Raw genomic sequence first — 24468 nt, 5'->3', positions numbered from 1 at the left:
ACGAAAAAGGCGGCCTAAGCCGCCTTTTTAATGGTATGAGTGCTACACGCCCTGTCCTTTCTCTCCCTTCATGCGCTCGCGCAGTTTCTGCATGATGACGTAAAACACAGGCACTAAGAGGGTGCCCACCAGGGTCGCCGCCATCATGCCGCCGAAGACGGAATAACCCAGGGCGCGACGACTTCCTGCGCCGGCGCCGGTGGCAATCACCAAGGGTAATACACCCAGCAGGAAGGAGAAGGCGGTCATGAGTACGGCGCGAAAACGCAGGCGCGCCGCGGTTTCTGCCGCATCCAGAACACTCTTACCCTCTTCCCTCAGCTGTTTAGCAAACTCGACGATCAGGATGGCGTTCTTACAGGCCAAACCGATCAAGAGCACCAGGCCTATCTGGGCATAGAGGTTGAGCTCGCTTCCCACCAACAAGATGTTGAGGAAGGCCCCCAGGATGGCGATGGGCACCGCCAGCATGACGGCGAAAGGAATACTCCAACTCTCGTATTGGGCCACCAGGAACAGATAGGTAAACACCAACGCCAGGGCGAAGATCAGCGGCGCTAAGTTACCCGCCTTGATCTCTTGATAGGTCTGCCCCGTCCACTCAAACTTGTAGCCCGCCGGCAGCGTCTCCTGAGCCGCCCTTTCCATGGCGGCGATGGCATCGCCCGAGCTAAAGCCTGGGGCCGGGAAGCCGTTGATGGTGGTCGAGCTGAACATGTTGTAGGCGTTCATCACGTCAGGCCCTAGGATAGGCGTCACCTTCACCAGTGTGCTCAGGGGCACCATCTCGCCGCTTGCCGAGCGCACATAGAAGCTGGCGATATCCTTATCGGAATTTCGAAACTCGCCTTCGGCCTGGAGTATCACCCTAAACACCTTACCGAAGCGGTTGAAATCATTGACATACATAGAGCCGAGCATGGTCTGCATGGTGGAGAAGATCTCATTTAAGGAGATCCCCAGTGCCTTGGCCTTGTCTCTGTCCACATCCACATACATCTGCGGCACATCGGCGCGGAAGTTACTAAAGGCCATGGCGATCTCAGGCTGTCCGTTGGCCTTCATGATAAGCGCCCGCATCACAGAGGCCAGCTCCTGGGGCGAACGCCCTTGGGTGTCCTGCAGCACAAACTCGAACCCGCCGACGCTCCCAACACCCGGGATAGGTGGCAGCGAGAAGGCCATCGCCTTCACCGACGGATTGGCGGCATACTTGGCCTGCAACTTGGCGACAATCGCCGCCTCCACCATATCGGGCGAATCACGCTCCTCCCAGCCCGACAGGGTCACGATCATCAGGCCGCCGTTAGAGGAGACTGAGCCGGTCAGGATACTGAAGCCACTGGCATGGATCACATTCTCCACCCCAGGCTCTTCCAGCGTCAGCTTGACCAGGTTACGCATCACCTCTTCGGTGCGGTTAAGCGAGGCACCATCGGGCAGCTGAATATCCACCATGAAGGCCTTCTTATCCTCCATGGGCACGAAACCCGATGGCAATACCTTGGCGATACCGCCGGTAACGCCGATCAGACAGGCATAGGCCACGCCCACCAACACCAGCTTACGCACCAGTGAGGAGACCAGCTTCATATAGCCGCCGGTAAAGCGCTCGAAGTAGGTGTTAAACAGGTAGTGGAAGCCATGGGTATGTTTCTTGGGTGGCTTCAACAGGGAAGCGCACAGGGCCGGACTCAGGGTCAGGGCGTTGACCGAGGAGATAAGCACTGAGATACAGATAGTCACAGAGAACTGGGCATACATCTGCCCTGTGATCCCCGGCATCACGGCCGTGGGGGCAAACACCGCCAGCAGCACCAGGGTGGTGGCGATAACGGGGCCCGTCACCTCCTTCATCGCCTTAGAGGTCGCCTCGGTGGGCGACAAGCCCTCATCCTCCATCAGGCGTGTGACGTTCTCCACCACCACAATGGCATCATCCACCACGATACCGATCGCCAAGATAAGCGCGAACAGGGAGACGGTATTGATGCTCATGCCGAAGGCCAGCAGGAAGGCGAAGGTACCTATCAAGGAGACGGGAATGGCAATCCCCGGCACTAGGGTCGAACGCGCATCCTGCAGGAAGATGTAGACCACAAACACCACAAGGGCGACCGAAATAAACAGGGTCTGCACCACCTCGGTGATCGAGGTCTCAACAAATTCTGTGGTGTCATAGAGCACCTTGTACTCGAGGTCGTCCGGGAAGCGGCTGGCGAGGGTATCCATCTCGGCCTTGATCGCCTTGGCGACTTCCAGGGCGTTGGCGTCCGGCGCCTGATAGATGGCGATGATGGCTGAGGGTTTGTTGTTCAGCTTACCCTGGGCATCATAGGTCTGAGAGCCCAGCTCGACCCGGGCGACATCTGAGACGATCACCTTAGAGCCATCGGGATTGGCGCGGATCATCACCCGGCCAAATTCCTCGGGGTCTTTCAGACGTCCCTTGGTCTGCAGGGTATATTGAAACTGCTGCTGAGGATCCACGGGCGCGGCGCCGATACGACCGGCGGCCACCTGAATATTCTGCTCTCTCAGGGCGGCGATCACATCACTGGCGGTCACGCCGAAGCTGGCCATCTGATTGGGATCCAGCCAGATACGAATGGCGTAATCCAGGGCGCCGATCACCTGCACCTTAGAGACACCATTCTGCCGCGCCAGGGCGTCTTTGACGTTAAGGCCAGCATAGTTGGTAATAAACAGGGAATCGAAGGTCTCGTTGGGGGAAACCAGGTTTACCACCATGAGGATATTGGGGCTCTGCTTCTCAACCTTCACACCCTGGCGTTTCACCTCCTCGGGTAGTCTGGGCATCGCCTGCTGCACCCGGTTTTGTACCTTCACCTGGGCCATGTCTGCGTCTGTGCCCACATCGAAGGTGACGTTGAGGGAGTAGCTGCCGTCGTTGGCGCTCTTGGACTGCATGTAGAGCATCCCCTCGACACCGTTAACCTCCGCCTCTATGGGCTGGGCTATGGTGTCTTTGACTATGTCGGCGCTGGCCCCGGAATAACTGGTGCTAACGCTCACCTGAGGCGGCGCAATTTCGGGAAACTCGGCCACCGACAAGATGGGGATGGAGATCGAGCCCACCAGGGTCAGCACGGTTGAGATCACGAAGGCAAATTTCGGCCTATGAATAAAAAACTCACTGATCATAATGACCCCCGATTAGGCATCGTTAGCTTCTTGGAAAGGCACCGCCTGCTGCTCGACGGCCTTCACCTCGATACCCGGACGGATCTTCTGCAGACCATCCACCACGATACGTTCACCCTCGTTGAGGCCACTGAGCACGCGCCAGTCGACGCCGAATCTGTCACCCAGTTCGACCACCCGCTTCTGCACCTTGTTGTCACCATCCAGCACCATGACGAAACGTCCCTGCTGATCTTCCTGCACCGCCGCCTGTGGAATTAAGATGGCCTGCTCGCTAATGGGGGACTCGATAACCAGAGTCACAAACAGCCCGGGCAGCATCAGCTTGCTCTCATTGTTGAAGGTGGCCCTGAGCTCCAGGGTGCCGGTGGCGGCATCGACCCTATTGCTGATAAAGTCGATATACCCTGTCTCGTCGAACATGGTGCCGTTGGGCAGGCGCAGGCGGATCACGATATCCGAGATCTTCACCTCATGTTTGGCGGCCTTGGAAAAGTTCTGTTTGGCGGAGATGATGGTCTTCTCGGCAACCTGGAAGTTAACCCACATGGGCTGCAACTGCACCAGGCTGGCCAGCTCAGACTGAGGCGTGATGATATCCCCCTGGCTCACCTTGGCGCCGCTGATACGGCCCGAGATAGGCGCGTAAACCTTGGTATAGCTGAGCTGCAACTCGGCGGCCTTCACCGCCGCTTCGGCCTGCACCACACCCGCTGCCGTGGTCAGCTTACGACTGGTAAGCTCATCCATGTCCTGGGCGCTGATCATGCCATCGGGTAGCAGGCGACGGCCACGCTCCCAGTTCATCACAGCAACATCGCGAGAGGCGATGGCCTGCTTGAGCACCGCCTGTTGCTGCGCCAGCTCGGCCTCGAAGGTGGAGGGGTCTATCTCAAACAGCAGCTCGCCGGCATCTATGTCTTCCCCCTCGACAAAGGTGCGCTTAAGGAGTTGTCCCTGGATCTGCGACTTGATCACCACATCTTCCGATGCCCGGGTGCGACCGACGATCTCCGTCTTGGCGCGGATCTCCTTAACCTGGGCGGTGTTAACTATCACGCTGGGCATAACGGCGGGCCCAGGGGCCGGCGCCTTGCCGCAAGCCGCGAGCAGCAGCGCCGCGCTAAACAGGGTGAGTCGAGCGAGAGGTGAAGCGTTTCTACCAAGCATTAGGGCCTCCAGAGCGCCAAGCGACAATTCATGGATAACTTTCATCAGACGGCAGACAGATGAGAATGACGGGCAGCGTCATTTACAACTGCTTATCATATTAGTAACAAGCTAATGCTTTCACCAGGAATAGCAAGGCCAATTAACTGACTCATTTGGCATTTTTTAAATTTTTCATCTTGGATTAGCAGCGCGGGTCAGTGGATTTTTCTGAGCGTGAGTTTGAACAAAATAGGCCGATTCGGGTTAAAAACGTCTATTAGCTGATGCTTTATTAAGCAGATGGCAAAATGGGCTTAAAAATGAGACACAGCACAAGGTTATGGCCAATCCTATCGTGCTACAACAGGTCAAGGGTCTTCTCCCATGGCCGGGTAAATCGGCAAATACAGGACGAATAGTTGTTGACCCTAAAGAAATGCAGTGCCTATGATGGCCCTTGTATCCATAATCAGGAAGGTAATTTATGACAGCCATTTCTCATGTCTATAACTATACAGTCAGATGCCCGCACATTAAGGATCCCGCTCACCCAACTACATGGCAAAACCATATTGAATTCAATCAGTCATGCGAAATCGGCCTGAATCGCATCACCAAGTGGCACGACAGATCCGGCCACCGTATCTTCGAACAAGATGGCTTTATCGTCAGAGAAGCCGATGGTGAGAGTGCCTACTTCTCGATGCAGAGCGACCGCCTGAAAAATGATGGCCATGTATTAGTGACCTTTAAGATCTTCATGGACGATGCCACCAAAGACAGCTCGGTACAGGAGATCATGGCGCATCTGATCAAAGACTATCACCAGAGATTATCTAAGCTCGACTCTGCCGCGTAGCCATCCCCCGGAGCCAGATCACACACTCGATCTGGCTCACATTTTTCTGCTCGCAAAACAATCTAGATCACATTTACACCGCACCAAAATGTGACCAACACTAGATAAAATCTCAAAAAGTAGAAACAACATCACTTGCAAAACAATAATTTATACACAAAACCGCTATTTTTACTCGCTTAATCACGCCAATTTAGGCTAATTGCCAAAATATCACCTCAAGCTTACACTTTTCTCGATTCGAGACAGTTTTGCTGGCAGAACAATGCCGGCCAATCATCAAGTTAAGCTGAATATAGGAGCAATAGCCTCATGGGTGCAGTGGCCAATATCGTCATCGTTGGCGGTGGTGCGGGTGGAATGGAGATAGCGACCAAGCTAGGTCGTAAACTGGGACGTAAGGGCAAGGCCAAGATCACCCTTATCGACTGCGCCGACAGCCATATCTGGAAACCCCTGCTGCACGAGGTCGCCACAGGGGCGCTGGATATCGGCATAGATGCCATCAGCTACCGAGGTCATGCCGCAGCTCACGGCTACCATTTTCAGCAGGGGGCGATGACAGATATCGACCGCGAACATAAGCAAGTGATCCTAGCCCCCATCTTAGATGATAAAGGTAATGAACTCCTGCCTGCCCGGCGCATAGATTACGACTATCTGGTGCTGGCCATCGGCAGTATCGCCAACGACTTCAACATCCCCGGCGTCAGGGAGCACTGCGTGTTTCTCGACAACACCCAACAGGCGATGCAGATCCGCACCATGCTGCTCAATAAATTTATGCGTTATGCCAGCCACCACCAGCTGGACGACAAGATCAAAATCGCCGTGGTCGGCGCCGGGGCGACTGGCGTCGAGATGTCCGCCGAGATGCATCATGCGGTCGAGCAGCTCAGCGGCTTCGGCTATAAGATAGACACCAGCCTGTTAGAGGTTACGCTGATCGAAGCCGACTCACGCATCCTGCCCAAGGTGGAGAAGCAGGAGATCTCCCAGGCGGTAACAAAGCAGCTTAATCAGATTGGCGTTCGAGTCATGACCAATACTCGTATCGACCGGGTGGATGAGAATGCGCTGCATACCTGCGACGGCCAGACCATCGCCAGCGACATGACCATCTGGTCCACCGGGGTCAAGGCGCCCGACTTCATGCGTGAAATAGGTGGCCTGGAGAGCAATCAGATCAATCAGGTGATGGTTAAGCCCAACATGCAGACCACCCGGGATCCCCACATCTTCGCCATCGGCGACTGCGCCGCCTGCCCACAGCCAGACGGCTCCTGGGTGCCGCCGAGAGGCCAGTCGGCACGGCAGATGGCGCTGATGACGGCCGACAACATCAGCCTGATGCTAGCCGGGCAGCCCCCCAGCAAGGAGTACCTCTATAAAGATCTCGGCTCCCTGGTAAACCTGTCCAAGTTCCATACCGTGGGCAACCTGATGTCCTTCATCGGCGGTGGCGTATTGGTGGAGGGCAAGATAGCCAGGTTCGTTTATACCTCGCTCTATCGGCGCCATCTAATTGAACTACATGGGATCTTTAAAGGTACCCTGCTGATGTTTGCCAAAGGGATCAGCCGCATCATCCACCCTCACCTCAAGCTGCACTAAGACGTTAACCAAGTAACAGTCGAGGCGCTAATCGAGTAACAGTCGAGGCGCTAATCGAGTGCCCAGCCCTAGCCATTATGAGCCTCCCTTTTGGGGAGGCTTTCGCTCGATGGGCTAACGGGTTAAAATGTGACAACTTTTGTCAACAAGAGATCATTATGAAAAAAATTATTAGCGCGGTTATGATCCTTGGCGCCCTTAGCGCCTGCGCCGACCTTAAGCATGCAGGTCGCTCAATAGGTAACACCACCAAAGAGGTGACCACAGATATCGGCCACGCCACCCGTGACACCACCAAGGCGATTGGTCATGCGTCCCGCGATGCGGTCAAATCGGTCAAAGAAGACCTGAGCAAAGAAAATTAAATCGGACCGGCCTAGTGGCCTTGTTCTGAAGATAAAGATAAAGAGGGCAAATCCGCCCTCTTTTTTATTGGCTAAATCTGGCGCCTGGCGCAGCTTTAGACTCTATTTAGCAGCTCTTAAGCAGCGGCTAAGCAGCTATTAGCCATCGACTAAGCAGCTATTAGGCAGCATTAGCCCGCATACCATGGGGCTTGGGCAGGCCGTTCTCATCCACGTTTACGAAGATCATCTTATCTATGGTCACCACCGGCAGGCGGGTCGCCTTGTTACGCACCTCGCAGCAGACGGTGATGGAACTCACCCCGGCACTGATGAGCGCTAAGCCGAACTCGATCACATCCCCCTGGCGCGCCGGGGTCATGAAGTTGATCTCTGAGATGATCTTGGTGACTATGCTCTGGCTATTCATCTGACAGGCCGCGAAGATGGCCGCCTCCTCATCTATCCAGCTTAATAACTGTCCGCCGAACAATGCATTAGCCGGATTTAAATGTTCGGGTTTAATAAAGCGTCGACTGTAATATTTCATTTGGGCTCTCCCTGATAGACTCAGACGAAAGCGTTACAAGAAACAGACCAAGAATTAAATGCACATAAAAACAATAACTTAAAGTTACACCTTCGACACTTATCTCACCGTTTTAGTGCCCTTTGCACCAAGTTAACTCAGGTATAAAAAGGGTTTCGACATCTTAGCTTCACATAACTGCAATCTTAATTCATCAATTCTGTCATCTGGATACCTGACAATCAGGCCGCTTTATCTCAAATAGCGAACAATTTACTTCAACCCAATACGGATGATGAAAGTGATGATGATAAAAAGATTAGCTGCGTTGATCTCTTGCAGCCTAGTAACCATGGCCGCCAACAGCGCCGTGTTACCCAGTGTTCAGACAGACAGCCATTGGTATAAGGAAAGTGCCCAACGGGTGTCAGACAAGGCCACACTAGAAACCAAAGCAAAGGCCAAAAACGTCATTCTATTTGTGGGCGATGGTATGGGGATCTCTACCCTGACCGCCGCGCGTATCTACCAAGGCCAACAGATGGCCGGTAACCAAGGCGGTGAAGAGAACTTCCTAAGCTTCGAGAAGTTCGACCATACCGCCCTGATCAAGACCTACAACACCAACCAACAGACTCCTGACAGCGCCGGCACCATGACAGCCATCGCCACGGGTGTTAAGTCTAAGGCGGGTGTTATCTCTGTTTCTGACCAGTCACTGCGTGGTAACTGTTTGTCATCTAAAGGCAACGAACTGGTCACCCTGGTTGACCTGGCCAACGCTAAGGGCCTGTCTACCGGCGTAGTTTCTACCGCCCGTATCACCCACGCCACGCCAGCGGCTACCTATGCCAACAGCCCTGAGCGCGACTGGGAATCTGACGCCAACCTGCCCGCCGAGGCTGTGGCTAACGAGTGTAAAGATATCGCCTACCAGATGGTCATGCGCGATAAAGACAATGCCCTGACAGTCGCCCTGGGGGGCGGTCGCCGCGCCTTCATCCCTAACACTGTTACCGACGGTGAAAACAAGAAGGGTCAGCGTAAGGATGGCATGGATCTGACCAAGGCTTGGGTTGAAAACTTCGATAACGCCGCCTATGTGTGGAACAGCGAAGAGTTCGACGCTATCGATGTTGCCACCACAGACCACCTGCTGGGCCTGTTCAACTCATCTCACATGGAATATGAAGCCGATCGCGCCGACGATGTAGGTGGCGAGCCTTCACTGACCGAAATGACTGAGAAGTCTATCGAGATGCTGAAGAAGAACGACAACGGCTACCTGCTGATCGTCGAGTCGGGTCGTATCGACCACGGTCACCACGCGGGCAACGCCAAGCGCGCCCTGGCTGACGCCGTCGAACTCTCTAACGCCGTTAAGGCCGCGGTAGAAAACACCAACCCAGATGAGACACTGATCCTGGTTACCGCCGACCACAGCCACGTGTTCACCATCGCAGGTTATCCAAAGCGTGGTAACCCTATCCTTGGTCTGGTACATGGCGTAGACGGCACTGTTTCAACCGCCCTAGATGGCAAGCCATACACCACCCTAGGTTACACCAATGGTCCTGGCGCCGTTGTGGGTAATCGTGACGACCTATCTTCTGTCGATACGCAAGACAAAGACTTTATGCAGCAATCACTCATCCCTATGGGTAGTGAGACGCACGCCGGTGAAGATATCAGTCTGCACGCCACAGGCCCAGGCTCAAACCTGGTACAGGGCGTGATGGAACAGAACGTCATTTTCCACATCATCAACCAAGCCCAAGCGCTTGGCGGTACTAAGTATTAATTGGGAGCAACAAAATGAATAAGAAACTACTAGTACTGTCTCTAGCAGCCATTCTCGGCCTAGCGGCTTGTGGTAGCGACGGTGATAACGGTAAAGATGGCACCGCGGGTACGCCAGGTACCGACGGTAGCAACGGCACTAACGGCAAAGACTGGACCGGCGTTAACCAATGGTATATCGATGGCCAAAACCGCGTCACTAAGGCGTCGGGTATGACCAACAACAATGAAGCTGGTGCCGCCAAGAACATCATTCTGTTTGTGGGCGACGGCATGGGTGTGTCAACCGTGACTGCGGCGCGCATCCTCGACGGTCAGCTAAAAGGTCAGACAGGTGAAGAGAACTCACTCTCTTTCGAGACCCTACCTCACCTCGGCCTGGCTAAGACCTATAACGTCGATGGCCAAACGCCAGACTCTGCCGGCACCATGACCGCAATGGTCACAGGTGTGAAGACAGACGTAGGCGTGATCTCTCAGGGTGAAGGCGTCGAGCGCGGTGTCTGTTCATCAACTACAGGCCAAGACCTGGTCACCTCACTGGAACTGGCCGCCATGGCGGGCATGTCTACCGGAGTGGTCTCTACCGCCCGTATCACTCACGCTACCCCTGCGGCGACCTATGCCCATGTGCCAGAGCGTGATTGGGAAGCAGATAGCAACCTGCCGGCCGAAGCCGTTACCAATGGCTGTAAAGACATTGCCGCCCAGATGCTGGACTTCAACGACGGCAAGGGGATCAACGTGGTCATGGGTGGTGGTCGACGCGCCTTCATCCCTAACACCACTGTCGATCCAGAAGGCAAGGCTGGTAAGCGTAAAGATGGTCGCGACCTGACCGCCGAGTGGATGGCGCAGTACCCTAACGCCGCCTATGTTACCGACCGTGACAGCTTCCTAGCCATGGACACAAGCACCACAGAGCACGCCCTGGGTCTGTTCAACTCGTCTCACATGGAATATGACTATGACAGAGTCGAAGATGGCGTAAACGGCGAGCCTTCACTGGCAGAGATGACGGCTAAGAGTATCGACATTCTGAGCAAGAACGACAAAGGCTTCGTGCTGATCGTCGAAGCCGGTCGTATCGACCACGCTCACCATGCCGGTAACGCGGCCCGTGCCCTGCACGACACCATCGCCTTGTCTGAGGCAGTACGTGTGGCCATGGAAAAGACCTCGGCTAATGACACCCTGTTGATGGTCACCGCCGACCACAGCCATGTGTTCACCATCGCAGGTTATCCAACCCGTGGTAACCCTATCCTGGGTCTGGTTAAGAGCAACGACGCAAACGGTCAGCCGTCTGTGACTAACTCTACCGATGCCAACGGCATGCCATACACCACTGTTGGCTATGCCAACGGTCTGGGCTTTGGCTCACTGGAAACTGGTGGCGACGAGCGTTACAACTACGCCGCAGAGCCTGGTCGTGTGGATCTGAACTACATCGACACCCAGAGTGCCGGTTTCCACCAGGAAGCCTTGGTACCGCTGGAAAGCGAAACCCATGCCGGTGAAGATGTGGCCATCTTCGCCCGTGGTCCAGGAGCAAGCCTGGTTGAGGGTACCGTAGAGCAGAATCACATCTTCCATGTGATGAACTATGCCGGTGACCTGGTCAAGAAGGCAGAAGCCGCCGCAGCGCAATAAGGCGCAGCGACCCGCAGCCTGACGCCCCTAGCAGCCCCTTAGTTTCGGGCAGGGTGCCAGGCTGCTTATTTGGTTAAAGAGAAACATCAGTAGGTCTATTATGTCTCGCTCAACATTCAAGTCAGTCTCACTCTTCTTAGGCGTCACCGGCAGCCTGCTAATGGGCAACCTGCTCCTTGGAAAACTAGCCATGGCTCACGCTCAGTCAGACAGCCAAGGACATCAGCATGCCGTCAGTACGCTGATCTGCGACAGCGCCGCTCAGCCGACGCGCTTTCAAGCCAGCTATCAAATAACCGCAGGAAATGATGATAAGGCGCAAGCCCACCAGCTGATCCTGACCCGCTTCGACGACACCATCATCTATCAGCGCGGCCCGGTAAGCTATGAGGCCTGGCAGAAGAATGGCGAGTATGTACGCTACTTCCCCGAGCAGAAACGCTCTATCAGCTATCGCCGTAGCGATCTGCTGGCCCTTAATATTCATACGGATATCGACAAGCAGTTTCATCTGATCGCCCCCGCCGCCTTGAACCAATTCGATAAAGGCGAGCAGCATCAAGATGCCTGTTTTACCCAGCAAAGCTACACTCACAACAGCGGCTCCCATAAGGGCAAAGCACAAGCCCAAGGCAAGCAGCAGTCTCTGGAACTTGACTGGATAAACGAACTCCAGCTACCCGCCAGCCTGACCATTACCCAGGGCGAGCAGCAGCTTCACTATCAACTCACCAAGCTGACCCCTATCAATCAGCAAGGTTTCGACCTGCTGACCTCGGGTTACCAAGACCTCGACTTTGCCGATGTGGGCGACAGCGAGTCTGACCCTTTCATCGCCAAGATGATCACCCAGGGCTTCATTCAGCACGGCAGCTCAGGCTTCTACTCGGCCGATGGCAAGCAGCTTGAAGGCGGCCACGACCACCATCACTAGGCCGTTTACCTGATAACAAAAAAGCCATCCTGAGGATGGCTTTTTGCTTTCACTATGGCTGTCTCGCTAGGCTAATCGCTCAGAGCAGCGACTTGAGCTTATCGATAAAGAGATCGATATCTTCGCGGAGGATATCGGCGTGAGTGACCAGCCGCAGCGTCTTGCCCGGGCTGATGAGGATACCAGATGCCTTCAGTGACGCGGCCAGCTTGTCGATGGCGACACCTTCTGCCACACGGGCAAACAGCATGTTAGTCTGCACCTCGGCGAGATCCACCTCGAACTCATCCAGGCTGCTTAACTGCTCAGCCAGATAGCGGGCGTTTTCATGATCCACGGCCAGGCGAGAGACCTGCTCGTTCAGGGCGATTTCACCGGCCACCGCCAAAATCCCCGCCTGACGCATACCGCCACCTAGCATCTTACGCCAGCGGCGAGCCTTGTTGATCAGCCGCTCATCACCGAGTAGCAGCGAGCCCACGGGGGCGCACAGTCCCTTAGAGAGACAGATAGAGACAGAGTCGAAATACTGGGTGATATCGGCGATATCCAGGTTCTGAGCCACCGCCGCATTGGCGATGCGGGCGCCATCTAAGTGGATCTTGAGCCGCTTGTTGAAGGCCAGCGCCTGAGCCTCGGCCAGATAGGACTGTGGTAACACCTTGCCGCCAATGGTGTTTTCCAGACTCAATAGACGAGTGCGGGCAAAATGGAAATCGTCCGGCTTGATGGCCGCCTCGATATCAGACAGCAAGATGCTGCCATCAGGCTGGTTGGTGAGCGGCTGAGGTTGAATGCTGCCCAGCACAGCCGCTCCGCCCCCTTCGAACTTATAGTTGTGGGCCTGTTGACCACAGAGATACTCGTCGCCACGATCACAATGGGACATCAGCGCCAGCAGGTTGGCCTGGGTGCCCGAGGAGGTAAACAGGGCACTGTCGAATCCAAAACGCTCGGCCGCCATCGCCTCCAGTCGGTTAACACTGGGATCGTCTCCATACACATCGTCGCCAACCTGGGCATCTGCCATGGCGCGGCGCATCGCCGCCGTGGGCTGAGTTACTGTGTCACTGCGAAAATCAATCATCTTCCCCGTCCTACTCATCTTAAAATGATACACCGAGCGCAAATAGTACTCCTCGTCGCCCGCCCTCGCTAGAGCCTGCCCTATCGCCAGCCGAGAAAATTATCATTAGGCGTCACTCACCCTTAGCTTTAACCTGAATAAACTAATAGGATGAAAACCACAATGAGCCATATTTAAGGCAACAAACTACTAACAAGCCAGAACCCACCAATAAATATAATTAAAAAATCTAATCCGAATTTTTCAAAAAATCTCGCTGTCATTTCCCGTGAGAGACTGGCAATATGCGCACTCTTTTTTCCCGACTGAATCAACAATGCAAGAAGCTGAATTTATCACCCTCCTCTGGCTCATCGGCATACTGGCCGAGGCCATGACAGGTGCGCTGTGCGCCGGCAGAAAACAGATGGATCTGTTTGGCGTGGTCATCATAGGCTGTGCCACCGCCATAGGCGGCGGTACCCTACGCGACATCCTCCTGGGCAACTATCCCCTCATCTGGGTAGAGAATATCCACTACCTGCTGGCCATCGCCTTCGCCTCGCTGCTGACGGTCATCATCTCACCCGTGATGCGCTATCTCTCCAAGCTATTTCTGGCCATAGACGCTTTGGGCCTGGCGGTATTTTCCATTGTCGGTGCCCAGAAGACCCTGCTGCTGGGCTTCAGCCCGACACTTGCCATCGTCATGGGGGTGGTCACCGGCGTCTTCGGCGGGGTGATCCGCGACATCCTCTGTAATCAGGTGCCGTTGATCTTCAAGAAGGAACTCTACGCCCTGGTCTCGCTGACCACCGCCAGCCTCTACATGCTGCTGCGCAGCTTTGAGGTGACCGAGTGGGTCAACCTGGCCATCAGCCTGAGTGTCGGCTTTAGCTTCCGCATGCTGGCCATTCGCTACCACTGGGGCATGCCCAAGTTCGACTATCAGCATGGCGATCACGGCAACCAGGACAGTCAGGCCCACTAAGCAGGATGGCCTTCAGCCCTGAATTCAGGCACAAAAAAAGGTCGGCAATTGCCGACCTTTTTACTGTCAATCGAGCCAAGGCTTAAGCCGCAGGCGTTTCTTTGACATAGATATCCATCTGTGGATATGGAATACCGATATTGTTCTCGTCCAGAGCCAGCTTGATCTGCTCTAGGATCTCGAAACGAGCCGGCCAGTAGTCGCTACCCTTAACCCAAGGACGTACCACGAAGTTAACTGAAGAATCCGCCAGTTCGGTCAGTGCCACTGTGTAGGCAGGATCTTTCAGAATGTAGGCGTTGTTGTCCAATACCTGCTTAAGTACTTCCTTGGTCTGCTTAAGGTCGGCATCATAAGACACGCCGATAACCAAGTCGATACGACGGGTTTCCATGGCTGAGTAGTTAGTGATGGTGCCGTTCATGATTGATGAGTTAGGCGCCACAATCACCTTGTTATCAGGGGTGCGCAGCTTAGTAGAGAAGATGGTGATCTCATCGACCGTACCCGCGATACCCGCCGCCTCGATGTAGTCACCTACGCGACAAGGACGGAAGAGCACCATAAGCACGCCAGAGGCGAAGTTAGACAGCGAGCCTTGCAGCGCCAGACCAACGGCCAAACCGGCGGCACCGATAACGGCAACCAGAGAAGCGGTCTGAACACCGATCTGCCCAAGCGTGGCGATCACTGTGAAGACAAACACCAAAGCCCAGGCCATGTTAGCCACGAAAGAAACCACAGTCTTGTCGATCTTACGCTTATTCATCAACTTAGTGGTAAGCTTCTTAGCCACATTGGCCAGGTACTTACCAATAATAAAGATGATAATAGCGAAGACCACCTGCAGACCATAGGTCAGGATCAGCTCAGGCGCTTGCTCGATATATTTATCCAAATTTTCCATGTAACGCTCCCTAATAAAATGGACCAGTATTACCTGGCCTCAACTATAAACTCGACTCTACGGTTCAAGGCCCGCTCGCCAGGACCAAAGTTATCGGTCACGGGCTGACTGGCACCTTTGGCGACTAAAGACAGTCGCTCCGCCTTAACACCATAATCTTGAACAAAAATCTGTTTTACCCGCTCGGCACGCTGGCGTGACAAACTCAGATTCACCGCCTCGCTGCCTATATTATCCGTGTGCCCGACCAAGGTGAGCCTTGCATCACTCGCGCTAAGAAAGTCGCGCACCTTGGCCAGTTGCGGCCACTGGTCGATACTCACCTCGGCACTGGCGAAGGCAAAGTAGACGCGCACGATATTGGACTCGCCTATCGACCTCATAACCTGCTCGCCTTGCTTGACTTGCTTATTCTGTCTGGCTTGCCCATTTTTGGCTGCCTGAGCGGCAGATTCACAAAAGCCCAGCAGCTGCCCCTCGGGCGCTAAGCAAGCAATCTCATCTCGCCTAATCTCGCAGCCCTTGGCATCGACTACGGCATTGGGGCGAGAGTGCGGGCAGGCATCTTTACTGTCTGGCACGCCATCTAAATCGCTATCGATCCAGCCAAGAGCCAGCGCGGCGCCACTGATGCATAAGCCGCAGACAACACAGATTAAGCCTAGGCTCAGCTTAGCGGCAAACGAACTGCTTCTAACCGGCATTTTGCGGGCATAGGCCCTTGGACCACTCATATCTGTCATATAATGCACTCATGCAGCTATCTCAAACAGAGCTATCTCAAAACGCATGAAAAACAATCAAATATAAAGATGCAGACAGGGATACATTTTATATCCTTCTGCCTGCATCTCCAATATAAGAATATCTATCTAGTGAAATTAATTCTCATTTTGGCCATCACCTAGCCGCCGCGTGCACTCACCTCGTTAAGCCTTCGCACGCTGCCCATAAAACTTAGATCTTGCCCAGTCAAAAAGCCAGTTAAAGATAATGGCATAGAAGAAAAACACCACTAAGAAAACCGCCTCCAGCATCAAAGATTGCCATATGGTGATCCCCAGAAACCAGGCCACCACAGGCACGGTCACTAAGACTAATCCACCTTCGAAGCCCAGGGCATGCACCACCCGCAGTTTAAGCGAGCGCTTGGTGCGATCTTCACCGAAATAGTTGTCGAACCCCAGGTTGTAGAAGTAGTTCCAGGTGACAGTATAGAGGCTAAGACCAATACCGACAGCGGCCATCTCACCCACACCGTGGCCGGTGAACCAGATGGCGATGGGCACCACTAAGGCCAGGGCAAAGATCTCAAAAAGCACCGAATGTAGGATTCTCTCTGTAGTAGACATGGTCGTCGCTCCGCAAAATTAACTTGCGACCATTTTTATCCATATTTATGATACATAAAAGTTAGATACCATCTCATTTTACGATATGCCGACACTCGAGCAGCTACAACTCTTTCTGGCCACGGTGGAAACCGGTTCCTTCTCGGCCGCCGCTAGGCGCCTCAACAAGGTGCAATCTGCGGTGAGCCAGCAGATCATCAACATGGAGATAGATTGCGACAAGCAGCTGTTCGACCGCAGCGGCCGCTATCCTGTGCTCACCCCGGCCGGTCAGACCCTGCTGCCCCAGGCCAAGGCGGTGATCGCCCAGCACCTAAGGCTGCAATCCCTCATAAGCTCGCTGGACGCCGGCCTGCCGCAACAGTTTCGCCTGGCGATCGATGAAGGGGTCCCCTTCTCCGAGCTCAGCCAGCACCTGAGCCTGTTTGCCGATAAATACCCCCTGATGCAGCTCGAGCTGCGCATGCTGCCCAGCAAGGAGATCATCGAACAGGTGAGGCAGCAAAACGTCGACATGGGGGTGATCTTCAGCGAGGAGATCTATCCCCAGCAGATAGACTTCGAATCTCTGGGGTCGGTGAAGTTTGAGCCTGTGGTCAGCCCTAATCACCCACTGGCCAAGGCGGAGACCAACAACCTCGACCAATTGAAGCTTCACCGTCAGCTCACCATAGGCAGCAAGCAGACTCAGCAATCTAGCTTTCAGGCGGAGCACTCGCCCCAGCTCTGGCTGGCCGACAGCTACTACGCCCTGTTGGATCTGGCTAAGTCAGGCTTCGGCTGGACACTACTGCCGGAGCACCTGGTACAGGACGCCTTGGCCCAGGGGCAGCTGTGCCCTATTCCGCTGAATATGGAGCAGATGGGCTGGATTGCCAACGTGGATCTGATCCAGCACAGCAGCGTCAACCAAGAAGTGAGTCAGGTATTCCGCCAAATCTTAAGCGCGGCCATCGCCTAGTCGGACTAAGGCGACCTATTAGCGGTGCAGCTAAGGTAGGAGAGCCGAGATAAGAGATAGTCGTAGCGAGCCGGATAACTCGCCAGCGATGGACTAGTTATTTGCAGCTGCGCTTGAGTCGCAATCTAATTAGCGAGCGAGGCCTGCTGATACCAGTGGCTCCAGGCTGGCCTAGCGGTGGTTGCCATGTGGGATTGCATCCCTTCAAGCAAGCGAACCAGCAGCGCCCTGTCTTCACTCTTGCTGGAATAGAACAGAGGATCGTAGAAGCAGCGACGCTGCAGGGGTTCAAGCTGAGTATCGAAGCCGCGATCCACACCGGAGACACAGAGATCCCGCGCCTTAAGCTGCAGCGCCAGGGCCGCCTCGTCTTCCAGCAGATGTGCCACCGGCCCCATGAGTAGAATAAGTGCCAGACGCCCCGGCGGATTCTTCTGCCAATGCTCCAGGTCACCCGACTTGGCGCCGCCCAGCAGCTGCTGCCAATGACTCAGGGTCTCCTGGCTAAGCTCCTTAGCCTCTACGCCTTCGCCCTTCTCATAGTGGTGAAACCACTGCTGTAAAAACTGTTCCACGCTGCCCCCTAGATACGATTAAATCATGAGTTTAAAAAATCCTGGTCGAGGCAGCATAACACCAGGCCAGCGGTGGAATAACTAGGACTTTGGTCGAAGGAAAGCGCAAATATGCCCCTGGCGGCGCCACCCGGGTCACACTTCTTACCGATGGGACAGATGCCAGGCTAGAAGTATTAGCCTCGAAATGCCGGCAAGAAACTACAGAGACTGACTGGAGAGAGAAATGATAGAAAGCAGGAGATTAAAAAAGCGGCCTCTTGGCCGCTTTCATATTAACTTTCAGCTCATAAAGAGAGGCTATTTCGCCTCTTTCTGTGGTGGGTAGTTGAGCATCATGGCCGCTACCGCCTTGTTGACCACCTCGACGCGCTCCTCTGGAGTGCTCTTGTCACGAATGGTATCGGCTACCGAGCCGCGCCAGATAAGCTTGCCCGTCTCTTTGTTGATCATGTCCAGCACCAGGGTGCCCACCTCATACTCACGTACCGTGGTCTGGGTGTGAACGCTACCGCCCCAGCCCCAACCCGGGCCATAGTAGTAAGGGTCGTAACCGAAGTTGGTATTAAAGGTATCGACATTGATCTTCTTGTCGACCTTAGTGAAGTAGTTCACCAGCACGTCGGCGTTGTCCGCCTCGACCTTGCTGATCCCCTTCATCTGCAGTTCACGGTCTACCGCCTCGCGAACGCGCTGATCCATCAAGCCATCTAAGTTGTAGGTGGTATCGTCAGTCTTCTTCACCACCCATGCATAGCTCTTCACATCATCGAAGTTGACCTTGGGATCATAATCAGAGCTGGTTTTCAGTGTGCTACAGGCCGACAGGGCAAGTGCAGCGGCTAAGATAATCACCTTTTTCATAGACTCTCCAGCATGTTTCAGGCATGACTTAAACAGGAATTTATCCTAAAGCTTACATAGCAAACCTCTGTTCTACAACTCTTCTTTATTGTAAATAGCGTTTCGTTCAGCTTGACTTCAGCAAAAGCCTAAATGATAATGATTATCAATTAGCATCATATGAGTTCTGTCCCATGACTTGGTTTATCACAGCATTTGTTATCGCCAGCGCCATCTTCATGTTTGCCCCTAAATCTTTGGCCACGCCCATGGCGGAGAGCCCTAAGGTAAAGACCTCCCAGTGGGTACTCTTTACCCTGCCCCTGCTGGCCTTGGTCATCATGATGATCGCCATGGCGAAGGGCTATTGCTCGAGTCATGCCAGCATCGCCATCGGCTTCGCCCTCACCGCCTGCAGCGTGGCCATCAGCCGTTTTCACCGATTCATTCTCCCCTGCGCCGCCTACACAGGCCTGTCGCTGCTGATGTTGGCGCTGCAGTACCTCTAGCCTCAAGGTTTCGCTCAAAGGGCTTTTGCTTAAAGAGTTTTGCTCACTGATTGCGCCAGCTCGCCCGGCGCCTTGGGATGTTAGGGTCTGTTGACCTTTCCTGTTTGTTTTTGCAGCATTTTGTAGGGCATTTATACCAGGCAGAGGCCTGTGTGGTGTAGTGGTTCTTATATACCAAAGTTACATAAACGGACGATAACGCCGTTGAAATGGCCTACAAAAGCTGCCCGAAGGGTTCATCTAAACGCGCCTTGCCCTGTGTTGCGTGCTACTTGCATAGAATACTATGCGGCACAGCACGCGCCTTGAGCAAAACGCGTTTAGATTGAACAAAAATTAAACCTGAAAGATAAACAGACCCTAGTACCGATACCTCCCTGCATTTGGTATCTATGCTTATCCATGACCACCCTAGGGTGGTCTTTTTTTCGTATCTAAGAATTACTCCTCCCACAAGGGAGTTTCAATTTGATAGACTCAGGGTATCTTAGTTAAGCATGTGACAGATGATGAGAATCGATCCCAATATTGCCCTGGTGTACAGCACAGACGGCGGCAAAATCGACCAGCCCAAGGAAACCAAGACCATCCCAGAAGGTGACGGCATAGTGCGCATTCATAAAGACAGCAAGGGCCGCAAAGGCAAAGGCGTCTCAGTGATCAAGGGTCTTGGCCTGGACGAGAAAGAACTCAAGGCACTGGCGCAGAAGCTGAAAAAACAGTGCGGCTGCGGCGGCACGGTAAAAGAGTTCAACATAGAGATCCAAACAGACAACAGAGAGCAGCTGAAGACACTGCTGGAAAAACTGAATTATCAGGTGAAACTGGCGGGTGGTTAACCCATTGGAGCGCTAGATGGATAGTTTGCAAAATCATTTACTCATTGCCATGCCCTCGCTTAAGGACACCTTCTTCGAGCGCAGCGTGATCTACCTGTGTGAGCATAACGAACAAGGCGCCATGGGGCTGATGATCAATCGCCCCATAGGGGTCGATGTCAATGAGCTGCTCAGGCAGATGGAGCTGGATGATTTTCACACTATAGAGAGCATCAACAGCAAAGTCTTGGTGGGCGGCCCCGTGGGGCAGGAGAAGGGCTTCGTGCTGCATACGCCGCAGCCACAATGGAGCAACAGCCAGCAGATCAGCGACGATCTCATGCTCACCACCTCAAGAGACGTGCTCACCTCCCTGGGTAGCAAAGAGGCGCCCGAGCAGTTTATCGTCGCCCTCGGCTACGCTGGCTGGGGCCGTCATCAGCTGGAACAGGAGCTGGCCGACAACACCTGGCTCTCCATCCCCGCTAATACCGACCTCATGTTCAACACAGATCATGAGAGCCGCTGGCAGAAGGCCACAGAATCATTGGGCTTCGACATCTGGCAACTCTCCTCCCAGGCCGGTCACGCCTAACAGTAAAGGATAAAATTCACTATGAGTTCAGCAAGCGTCTTGGGCTTCGACTTCGGCACCAAGAGCATAGGCGTCGCCATCGGCCAAGAGATCACCGGCAGCGCCACTCCCCTCGCCTCCCTCAAGGCAAACGACGGCATCCCCAGGTGGGAAGAGATAGAGGCGCTTATCAAGGAGTGGAAACCCGACCTTATCGTCGTCGGCCTGCCCCTCAACATGGATGGCACAGAGCAGGAGATGACCCAGAGAGCCCGCAAGTTTGCCAACCGCATCAGCGGCCGCTTCGGCGTCAAGACCGCCACCCAGGATGAACGCCTCACCACAGCCGACGCCAAGGCCAGGCTGTTCGAGATGGGGGGCTACAAGGCCCTGTCCAAGGGCCAGGTCGACTCCATGTCGGCGGTACTCATCATCGAGAGTTATTTCGAGAATCTCTACTAAGATTAGATCGTTACATGGCCGCCAAACAAGGCCGCCTTTTTGCTGCGCGGAAACTCGCTCTCTGAGTTTTTCTCTGATTGTAGCCCGTACCTTCCTGACAGTTTCGATGTCATTTGATGGCCAACCGTTACTGTTTTGAATTGCTTGGCAGCAGGTGCAGTGCAAGGACGCACCAATGTCGCGAACACAGGGATGTGTAAGAGCGACCTCTTTGTGTATCTGAGAATACACAACCAAACCTTAGTTTGTTCCTAAGCAAGGCTAATTGCAGCGTTAACCGTAACTATTTTGAATTGCTTGGCAGCAGGTGCAGTGCAAGGATGCACTAATGTTGCGAACACAGGGGTGTGTAATAGCGACTTTTTCGTGCAGGTACAGCTGCGGCACGCTGGCTCTCTGTTTACAAGAATCCTCCCTGGGCGCCCTACAATTTCATCTGACCTACATGGATGGAGGGAGTGCCAAAAAATGTAGGGAACATTTTTGGCCCTAAAATCAAAGGCCTCAGCCGTACCTACACCCCGTTTTCCATCTCTTTGATTTTAAGGTACGGGAAGGTTCAAGCAGAACAAGTTTGAGTTAGATTTTTGGCTCTGTCCCATCATCAAATTGAGACTAATCACTGTATGGATAACGTCTCAGTCACTTGTTAGTTTCCATTTTCAATAAAGTTTATTAGCTTGTTTTTATCTGTAATTCCAATTTGGCCACGATAAGCGTTGTAAGGAATAAAGCCAAAAATATATTTGGTGATTCTAAATTTGTACAAGTTATTTACGATTTTAATAAACTTCAACTCAAAAGAAAAAATGCCTGTCCCCCAAGTAAACCCGGCTTCAGTTCGTTGAAGCTCTTCAAGATTAAGTATATAGAACCAACCAGAGTCAGTACTATTCTCAAATTGAAGAGCCTCATATTTGAAACGAGGCTCACTACCATTAGGTTCTAATATTAAATGTGCTCCACCCAATTCAATATATTCGATGATTTCCTCCATGGGAAAACTAACGCCTCAATCAGCCGACACGTTAGTGCTCGGTTGTGTTGATTTATTAGTTTTCTCTTTCCAATACCCTAGCTTGTCTTTTTGCGCAGCAATCAGCAACCCCGGTTCAATTAGCGCTGTTATCAAAAAATGAGCAACAATACAGGGCGCTAAACTTCGGTCACTCGCCAAATAAACAACACCCAATGCAATACCCAACAAGAATGTTGATAATGCAGCATTAATACCTGCTTTAATATTCTTTAACCCCCAAATTAGGTGAGCTAACCCAAAGGTTAAACCAGATGCAAAAATTTGAAAAATGATAGAAAAACCTTCAGAGGCAAGGTAATCCATCACCCACTTTCTAAACAGGATTTCTTCTACAACCCCTGCACATATAGCCCCGACAACAGCAACAAACTTTAAAAAGTCGACTTTAAACATGTATTTCTTTACGTCAGAGATTGAAGAGGCGCTATAACAATAAAGAACAGTTACTATTAAAGCTAAACACCAGCTTAAAGGAGTACCATGTCCTTCGCTAGTGAATCCCAAGTAAGTAATAAAACCTGAAAAGTTTGATAATACATTTATAGCGATAAAGGATCCCATAGTTGAAATCAAGATGGCTAACATTAAATATACGGGTTTATGTTTCACAGTATTCCCTTTGAAAACTAACGCCCAATTAAGGTGTGAAGCACGCGACCACGGCACTTCATTTGACCACCGTAAACGCTGGACTAAACCCGAAACCAAAATGCCAAGCGTGCTGAATCACTCTTGAATGTTTGTTAGAAAAACTGATACGGATGACTAATTGGTTTCATCAGCACCCTTGTTCTGTTCCTCGATCTTTGCAATACCATTAGGTAAAGCAATATCACAAAGAGTATTAACCTCTTTGAAGTTTTCTTTATGCCGTTGTAATTTTTTTTGGGCGTCTGGAGTCACTTTTCCTTCCTGGTTTGTCATCACAATTAAGTTTACTTGGCAATCTGGACTACGGTTTGAATCAGAAGCATGTTTGTCGATGATGTCTCCGCTCACAGTTTTTACATTTTTGACATCAATACGCACTTTTAACTTACCTTTTTTAGCGCTTTGATCTAGAAAGTTCAAACTATCGACTGAATGCCCTGTTAGATCACTAACTAAACTTTTAATTTCTTCCGTAGTACCGGTAACACCAAGATCATGACCACCGTCAGGAGTATTAGTTGGTGTTGCCCTTGTGATTTCCAAGCTAGTAGTATTGCCAGCATGAGTCGATAATGCAGCTAAACAACGATGTTCAGCCTTTCTAGCTGCATCTGCGACTTTCATCGCGTTTTTTTTCTTATCATCACACATAGCTAATCACCCTAACTTAATGACTGCACCAACATCATCAGACAACCTTAGGTGTTTTTTTTCAAAAAGTTTGATTACACCAGTTAGGATATGAAAGCGTGCCACTGCCTTGTTTAGCGGGTCATCTGAAGTATTGATGGTATCATTTTCAACCAACTGAACTTCATTTTTGCTAGTTTTCCCTGCAACTAAAGCATCATGTTCATGCTTAATTAGTTCCAAAAAATCCTTTTTAAGCATGTCTAAAATTTCTTGAATTTGAGAGTTGTTAAAGCACTCTATTTCAAAATGTTCCTCTAGGTTTTCATCAAAGTAGACAGGCAACTCTTCAAGTGGAAAGGAATCTGTCAAACGTTTTAGTAGGACGGGAGACAACTCTTCAAACTGTACTGTCCTAACATCATCTTCAATTAACTTGTCTTCTTTTGTTTTATAAATTACAAGATTTAAGCTCATAGACATTCTATATCTCCCCCTGAACCACATAAGTTATATCTAACATTAACATCCTCGATTACAGTAGTCAGTTTTTGTTTTTCTAACAGCTTATTAGTGCGCATGCGCGTTTTCCAAACCTATTATCTACTTAATCAAAATCATAAGTGATTAATTTTAAAAGTGTTAATTTCGACAATAATGGAAAAACGCGCACAGATCTCGACCTAAAATCACCCAAAAGTCACACAATTTAAATACGACTGTATGCCTGTCCAGTTTCAACTACTCGTTATGAGTTGCTTCAAATGAGTATAAATGCGCTAAGTCTCCATCTATCAGCAACAAATGAAGTTAAATCGAAGAGACGTTTAGATACGGGTGTAAGCACGCTTTTGGCTCTCGGCGGCATGGACGCCGCCGTGAAGCCCACACGGACGTGCTTGCGGCGTGCCAAAAGAGTGCTTGCACATCCCTCGCCGGGCAGGCGTTAGGTCGCCATGAAAGTACGACCTTCAAATCCACTCAACCAATGACATTCTGCCAAACGCTACTCAAGCAAACTTTATGGCAAAACATCCCAA

25 protein-coding genes are annotated in these 24468 nt (G+C 52.3%); 12 read left to right on the top strand and 13 right to left on the bottom strand.

Annotation, left to right across the window (positions count from 1 at the left end; all coding sequences use genetic code 11):
- Positions 1–42 precede the first annotated feature (42 nt).
- Both K0I63_RS05905 and K0I63_RS05900 read right to left on the bottom strand, forming a co-directional pair.
- Complete coding sequence (locus tag K0I63_RS05905) at positions 43–3165, bottom strand: efflux RND transporter permease subunit (protein ID WP_220082845.1); 3123 nt, start codon at positions 3163–3165, stop codon at positions 43–45.
- A gap of 12 nt (positions 3166–3177) precedes the next feature.
- Positions 3178–4335: an efflux RND transporter periplasmic adaptor subunit gene (locus tag K0I63_RS05900; protein ID WP_220082844.1), complete on the bottom strand. Its 1158-nt coding sequence runs from the start codon at positions 4333–4335 to the stop codon at positions 3178–3180.
- A 466-nt stretch (positions 4336–4801) separates the two neighbouring features.
- On the opposite strand from K0I63_RS05900, the gene K0I63_RS05895 reads away from it, so the two are divergent.
- The 3 genes from K0I63_RS05895 (at position 4802) to K0I63_RS05885 (ending at position 7155) form a co-directional block, all read left to right on the top strand.
- Positions 4802–5176, top strand: coding sequence for a cytoplasmic protein (locus K0I63_RS05895; protein WP_220082843.1), 375 nt, complete (start codon positions 4802–4804; stop codon positions 5174–5176).
- 312 nt (positions 5177–5488) lie between these two features.
- Positions 5489–6790, top strand: coding sequence for an NAD(P)/FAD-dependent oxidoreductase (locus tag K0I63_RS05890; protein WP_220082842.1), 1302 nt, complete (start codon positions 5489–5491; stop codon positions 6788–6790).
- Positions 6791–6948: 158 nt separating this feature from the next.
- Positions 6949–7155, top strand: coding sequence for a hypothetical protein (locus K0I63_RS05885; RefSeq protein WP_011864962.1), 207 nt, complete (start codon positions 6949–6951; stop codon positions 7153–7155).
- Positions 7156–7315: 160 nt separating this feature from the next.
- On the opposite strand, the gene K0I63_RS05880 is transcribed toward K0I63_RS05885, so the two are convergent.
- Positions 7316–7684: an acyl-CoA thioesterase gene (locus tag K0I63_RS05880; RefSeq protein WP_011864961.1), complete on the bottom strand. Its 369-nt coding sequence runs from the start codon at positions 7682–7684 to the stop codon at positions 7316–7318.
- A gap of 283 nt (positions 7685–7967) precedes the next feature.
- Between K0I63_RS05880 and K0I63_RS05875 the strand changes: the two genes are divergently transcribed.
- From K0I63_RS05875 to K0I63_RS05865, 3 genes are all read left to right on the top strand, one after another.
- Positions 7968–9464 carry an alkaline phosphatase family protein gene (locus K0I63_RS05875; protein WP_220044617.1) on the top strand — a complete coding sequence of 499 codons (1497 nt, stop codon included), beginning with the start codon at positions 7968–7970 and terminating at the stop codon, positions 9462–9464.
- Between the two features lie 14 nt (positions 9465–9478).
- A complete protein-coding gene (locus tag K0I63_RS05870; RefSeq protein WP_220044616.1) occupies positions 9479–11116 on the top strand; it encodes an alkaline phosphatase family protein in 1638 nt (545 codons plus the stop codon).
- Between the two features lie 100 nt (positions 11117–11216).
- Positions 11217–12050: a hypothetical protein gene (locus K0I63_RS05865; protein ID WP_220082841.1), complete on the top strand. Its 834-nt coding sequence runs from the start codon at positions 11217–11219 to the stop codon at positions 12048–12050.
- A 79-nt stretch (positions 12051–12129) separates the two neighbouring features.
- Here the strand turns inward: K0I63_RS05865 and ltaE are convergent, their stop codons facing one another.
- On the bottom strand, positions 12130–13137 hold the full coding sequence (ltaE, locus tag K0I63_RS05860; protein WP_220082840.1) for a low-specificity L-threonine aldolase: 1008 nt from the start codon (positions 13135–13137) through the stop codon (positions 12130–12132).
- A gap of 316 nt (positions 13138–13453) precedes the next feature.
- Here ltaE and K0I63_RS05855 point away from each other — a divergent pair, with 316 nt between their 5' ends.
- On the top strand, positions 13454–14107 hold the full coding sequence (locus K0I63_RS05855) for a trimeric intracellular cation channel family protein (RefSeq protein WP_220058758.1): 654 nt from the start codon (positions 13454–13456) through the stop codon (positions 14105–14107).
- An 82-nt stretch (positions 14108–14189) separates the two neighbouring features.
- Here K0I63_RS05855 and K0I63_RS05850 read toward each other — a convergent pair whose 3' ends face one another.
- The 3 genes from K0I63_RS05850 to K0I63_RS05840 all read right to left on the bottom strand — a co-directional run bounded on the left by K0I63_RS05850 (position 14190) and on the right by K0I63_RS05840 (position 16366).
- A complete protein-coding gene (locus K0I63_RS05850) occupies positions 14190–15014 on the bottom strand; it encodes a mechanosensitive ion channel family protein (RefSeq protein WP_011864955.1) in 825 nt (274 codons plus the stop codon).
- Between the two features lie 29 nt (positions 15015–15043).
- Complete coding sequence (locus K0I63_RS05845; protein WP_220082839.1) at positions 15044–15757, bottom strand: OmpA family protein; 714 nt, start codon at positions 15755–15757, stop codon at positions 15044–15046.
- A gap of 186 nt (positions 15758–15943) precedes the next feature.
- Positions 15944–16366, bottom strand: coding sequence for a PACE efflux transporter (locus K0I63_RS05840; protein WP_220082838.1), 423 nt, complete (start codon positions 16364–16366; stop codon positions 15944–15946).
- Between the two features lie 85 nt (positions 16367–16451).
- Between K0I63_RS05840 and K0I63_RS05835 the strand changes: the two genes are divergently transcribed.
- Entirely contained in the window at positions 16452–17327 is an 876-nt protein-coding gene (locus tag K0I63_RS05835) for a LysR family transcriptional regulator (RefSeq protein WP_220082837.1), read from the top strand.
- 125 nt (positions 17328–17452) lie between these two features.
- Here K0I63_RS05835 and K0I63_RS05830 read toward each other — a convergent pair whose 3' ends face one another.
- Positions 17453–17902, bottom strand: coding sequence for a DUF924 family protein (locus K0I63_RS05830; RefSeq protein WP_220080204.1), 450 nt, complete (start codon positions 17900–17902; stop codon positions 17453–17455).
- A gap of 300 nt (positions 17903–18202) precedes the next feature.
- Complete coding sequence (locus K0I63_RS05825) at positions 18203–18766, bottom strand: DUF4136 domain-containing protein (protein WP_144203236.1); 564 nt, start codon at positions 18764–18766, stop codon at positions 18203–18205.
- Between the two features lie 173 nt (positions 18767–18939).
- On the opposite strand from K0I63_RS05825, the gene K0I63_RS05820 reads away from it, so the two are divergent.
- From K0I63_RS05820 to ruvX, 4 genes are all read left to right on the top strand, one after another.
- The gene (locus tag K0I63_RS05820; protein WP_220082836.1) at positions 18940–19254 is read left to right on the top strand and encodes a hypothetical protein; all 315 of its coding nucleotides are present in this window, start codon (positions 18940–18942) and stop codon (positions 19252–19254) included.
- A 509-nt stretch (positions 19255–19763) separates the two neighbouring features.
- Positions 19764–20093 (top strand): stress response translation initiation inhibitor YciH, encoded by a 330-nt coding sequence (gene yciH, locus K0I63_RS05815; RefSeq protein WP_220083378.1) that lies wholly within the window; start codon positions 19764–19766, stop codon positions 20091–20093.
- 16 nt (positions 20094–20109) lie between these two features.
- Complete coding sequence (locus tag K0I63_RS05810) at positions 20110–20667, top strand: YqgE/AlgH family protein (protein WP_144203232.1); 558 nt, start codon at positions 20110–20112, stop codon at positions 20665–20667.
- Positions 20668–20688: 21 nt separating this feature from the next.
- Positions 20689–21108 carry a Holliday junction resolvase RuvX gene (gene ruvX, locus K0I63_RS05805; RefSeq protein ID WP_220082835.1) on the top strand — a complete coding sequence of 140 codons (420 nt, stop codon included), beginning with the start codon at positions 20689–20691 and terminating at the stop codon, positions 21106–21108.
- A gap of 649 nt (positions 21109–21757) precedes the next feature.
- On the opposite strand, the gene K0I63_RS05800 is transcribed toward ruvX, so the two are convergent.
- The 4 genes from K0I63_RS05800 to K0I63_RS05785 all read right to left on the bottom strand — a co-directional run bounded on the left by K0I63_RS05800 (position 21758) and on the right by K0I63_RS05785 (position 23911).
- A complete protein-coding gene (locus tag K0I63_RS05800) occupies positions 21758–22105 on the bottom strand; it encodes a hypothetical protein (protein ID WP_220082834.1) in 348 nt (115 codons plus the stop codon).
- Positions 22106–22120: 15 nt separating this feature from the next.
- Positions 22121–22756, bottom strand: a complete 636-nt coding sequence (locus tag K0I63_RS05795; RefSeq protein WP_220082833.1) for a CPBP family intramembrane glutamic endopeptidase — start codon at positions 22754–22756, stop codon at positions 22121–22123.
- Between the two features lie 156 nt (positions 22757–22912).
- Positions 22913–23449, bottom strand: coding sequence for a hypothetical protein (locus tag K0I63_RS05790; RefSeq protein ID WP_220082832.1), 537 nt, complete (start codon positions 23447–23449; stop codon positions 22913–22915).
- Positions 23450–23455: 6 nt separating this feature from the next.
- Complete coding sequence (locus tag K0I63_RS05785; RefSeq protein WP_220082831.1) at positions 23456–23911, bottom strand: hypothetical protein; 456 nt, start codon at positions 23909–23911, stop codon at positions 23456–23458.
- Between the last annotated feature and the right edge of the window lie 557 nt (positions 23912–24468).

This window comes from Shewanella rhizosphaerae (genome assembly GCF_019457655.1).
In the GTDB taxonomy this organism is placed as follows: Bacteria; Pseudomonadota; Gammaproteobacteria; order Enterobacterales; family Shewanellaceae; genus Shewanella; species Shewanella loihica.
Note: the sequence above shows the minus strand (reverse complement) of the source record. Positions and strands in the feature narration are given on the sequence as shown.

Coding starts and splice junctions, on each gene's coding strand:
- K0I63_RS05835 (WP_220082837.1), top strand. CDS start 16,452: ATGCCGACACTCGAGCAGCTACAACTCTTTCTGGCCACGGTGGAAACC.
- K0I63_RS05890 (WP_220082842.1), top strand. CDS start 5,489: ATGGGTGCAGTGGCCAATATCGTCATCGTTGGCGGTGGTGCGGGTGGA.
- K0I63_RS05875 (WP_220044617.1), top strand. CDS start 7,968: ATGATGATAAAAAGATTAGCTGCGTTGATCTCTTGCAGCCTAGTAACC.
- K0I63_RS05905 (WP_220082845.1), bottom strand. CDS start 3,165: ATGATCAGTGAGTTTTTTATTCATAGGCCGAAATTTGCCTTCGTGATC.
- K0I63_RS05880 (WP_011864961.1), bottom strand. CDS start 7,684: ATGAAATATTACAGTCGACGCTTTATTAAACCCGAACATTTAAATCCG.
- K0I63_RS05825 (WP_144203236.1), bottom strand. CDS start 18,766: ATGAAAAAGGTGATTATCTTAGCCGCTGCACTTGCCCTGTCGGCCTGT.
- K0I63_RS05895 (WP_220082843.1), top strand. CDS start 4,802: ATGACAGCCATTTCTCATGTCTATAACTATACAGTCAGATGCCCGCAC.
- K0I63_RS05865 (WP_220082841.1), top strand. CDS start 11,217: ATGTCTCGCTCAACATTCAAGTCAGTCTCACTCTTCTTAGGCGTCACC.
- K0I63_RS05870 (WP_220044616.1), top strand. CDS start 9,479: ATGAATAAGAAACTACTAGTACTGTCTCTAGCAGCCATTCTCGGCCTA.
- K0I63_RS05810 (WP_144203232.1), top strand. CDS start 20,110: ATGGATAGTTTGCAAAATCATTTACTCATTGCCATGCCCTCGCTTAAG.
- K0I63_RS05855 (WP_220058758.1), top strand. CDS start 13,454: ATGCAAGAAGCTGAATTTATCACCCTCCTCTGGCTCATCGGCATACTG.
- ltaE (WP_220082840.1), bottom strand. CDS start 13,137: ATGATTGATTTTCGCAGTGACACAGTAACTCAGCCCACGGCGGCGATG.
- K0I63_RS05900 (WP_220082844.1), bottom strand. CDS start 4,335: ATGCTTGGTAGAAACGCTTCACCTCTCGCTCGACTCACCCTGTTTAGC.
- K0I63_RS05790 (WP_220082832.1), bottom strand. CDS start 23,449: ATGTGTGATGATAAGAAAAAAAACGCGATGAAAGTCGCAGATGCAGCT.
- K0I63_RS05785 (WP_220082831.1), bottom strand. CDS start 23,911: ATGTCTATGAGCTTAAATCTTGTAATTTATAAAACAAAAGAAGACAAG.
- K0I63_RS05845 (WP_220082839.1), bottom strand. CDS start 15,757: ATGACAGATATGAGTGGTCCAAGGGCCTATGCCCGCAAAATGCCGGTT.
- K0I63_RS05800 (WP_220082834.1), bottom strand. CDS start 22,105: ATGGAGGAAATCATCGAATATATTGAATTGGGTGGAGCACATTTAATA.
- K0I63_RS05820 (WP_220082836.1), top strand. CDS start 18,940: ATGACTTGGTTTATCACAGCATTTGTTATCGCCAGCGCCATCTTCATG.
- K0I63_RS05840 (WP_220082838.1), bottom strand. CDS start 16,366: ATGTCTACTACAGAGAGAATCCTACATTCGGTGCTTTTTGAGATCTTT.
- K0I63_RS05885 (WP_011864962.1), top strand. CDS start 6,949: ATGAAAAAAATTATTAGCGCGGTTATGATCCTTGGCGCCCTTAGCGCC.
- K0I63_RS05850 (WP_011864955.1), bottom strand. CDS start 15,014: ATGGAAAATTTGGATAAATATATCGAGCAAGCGCCTGAGCTGATCCTG.
- yciH (WP_220083378.1), top strand. CDS start 19,764: ATGAGAATCGATCCCAATATTGCCCTGGTGTACAGCACAGACGGCGGC.
- ruvX (WP_220082835.1), top strand. CDS start 20,689: ATGAGTTCAGCAAGCGTCTTGGGCTTCGACTTCGGCACCAAGAGCATA.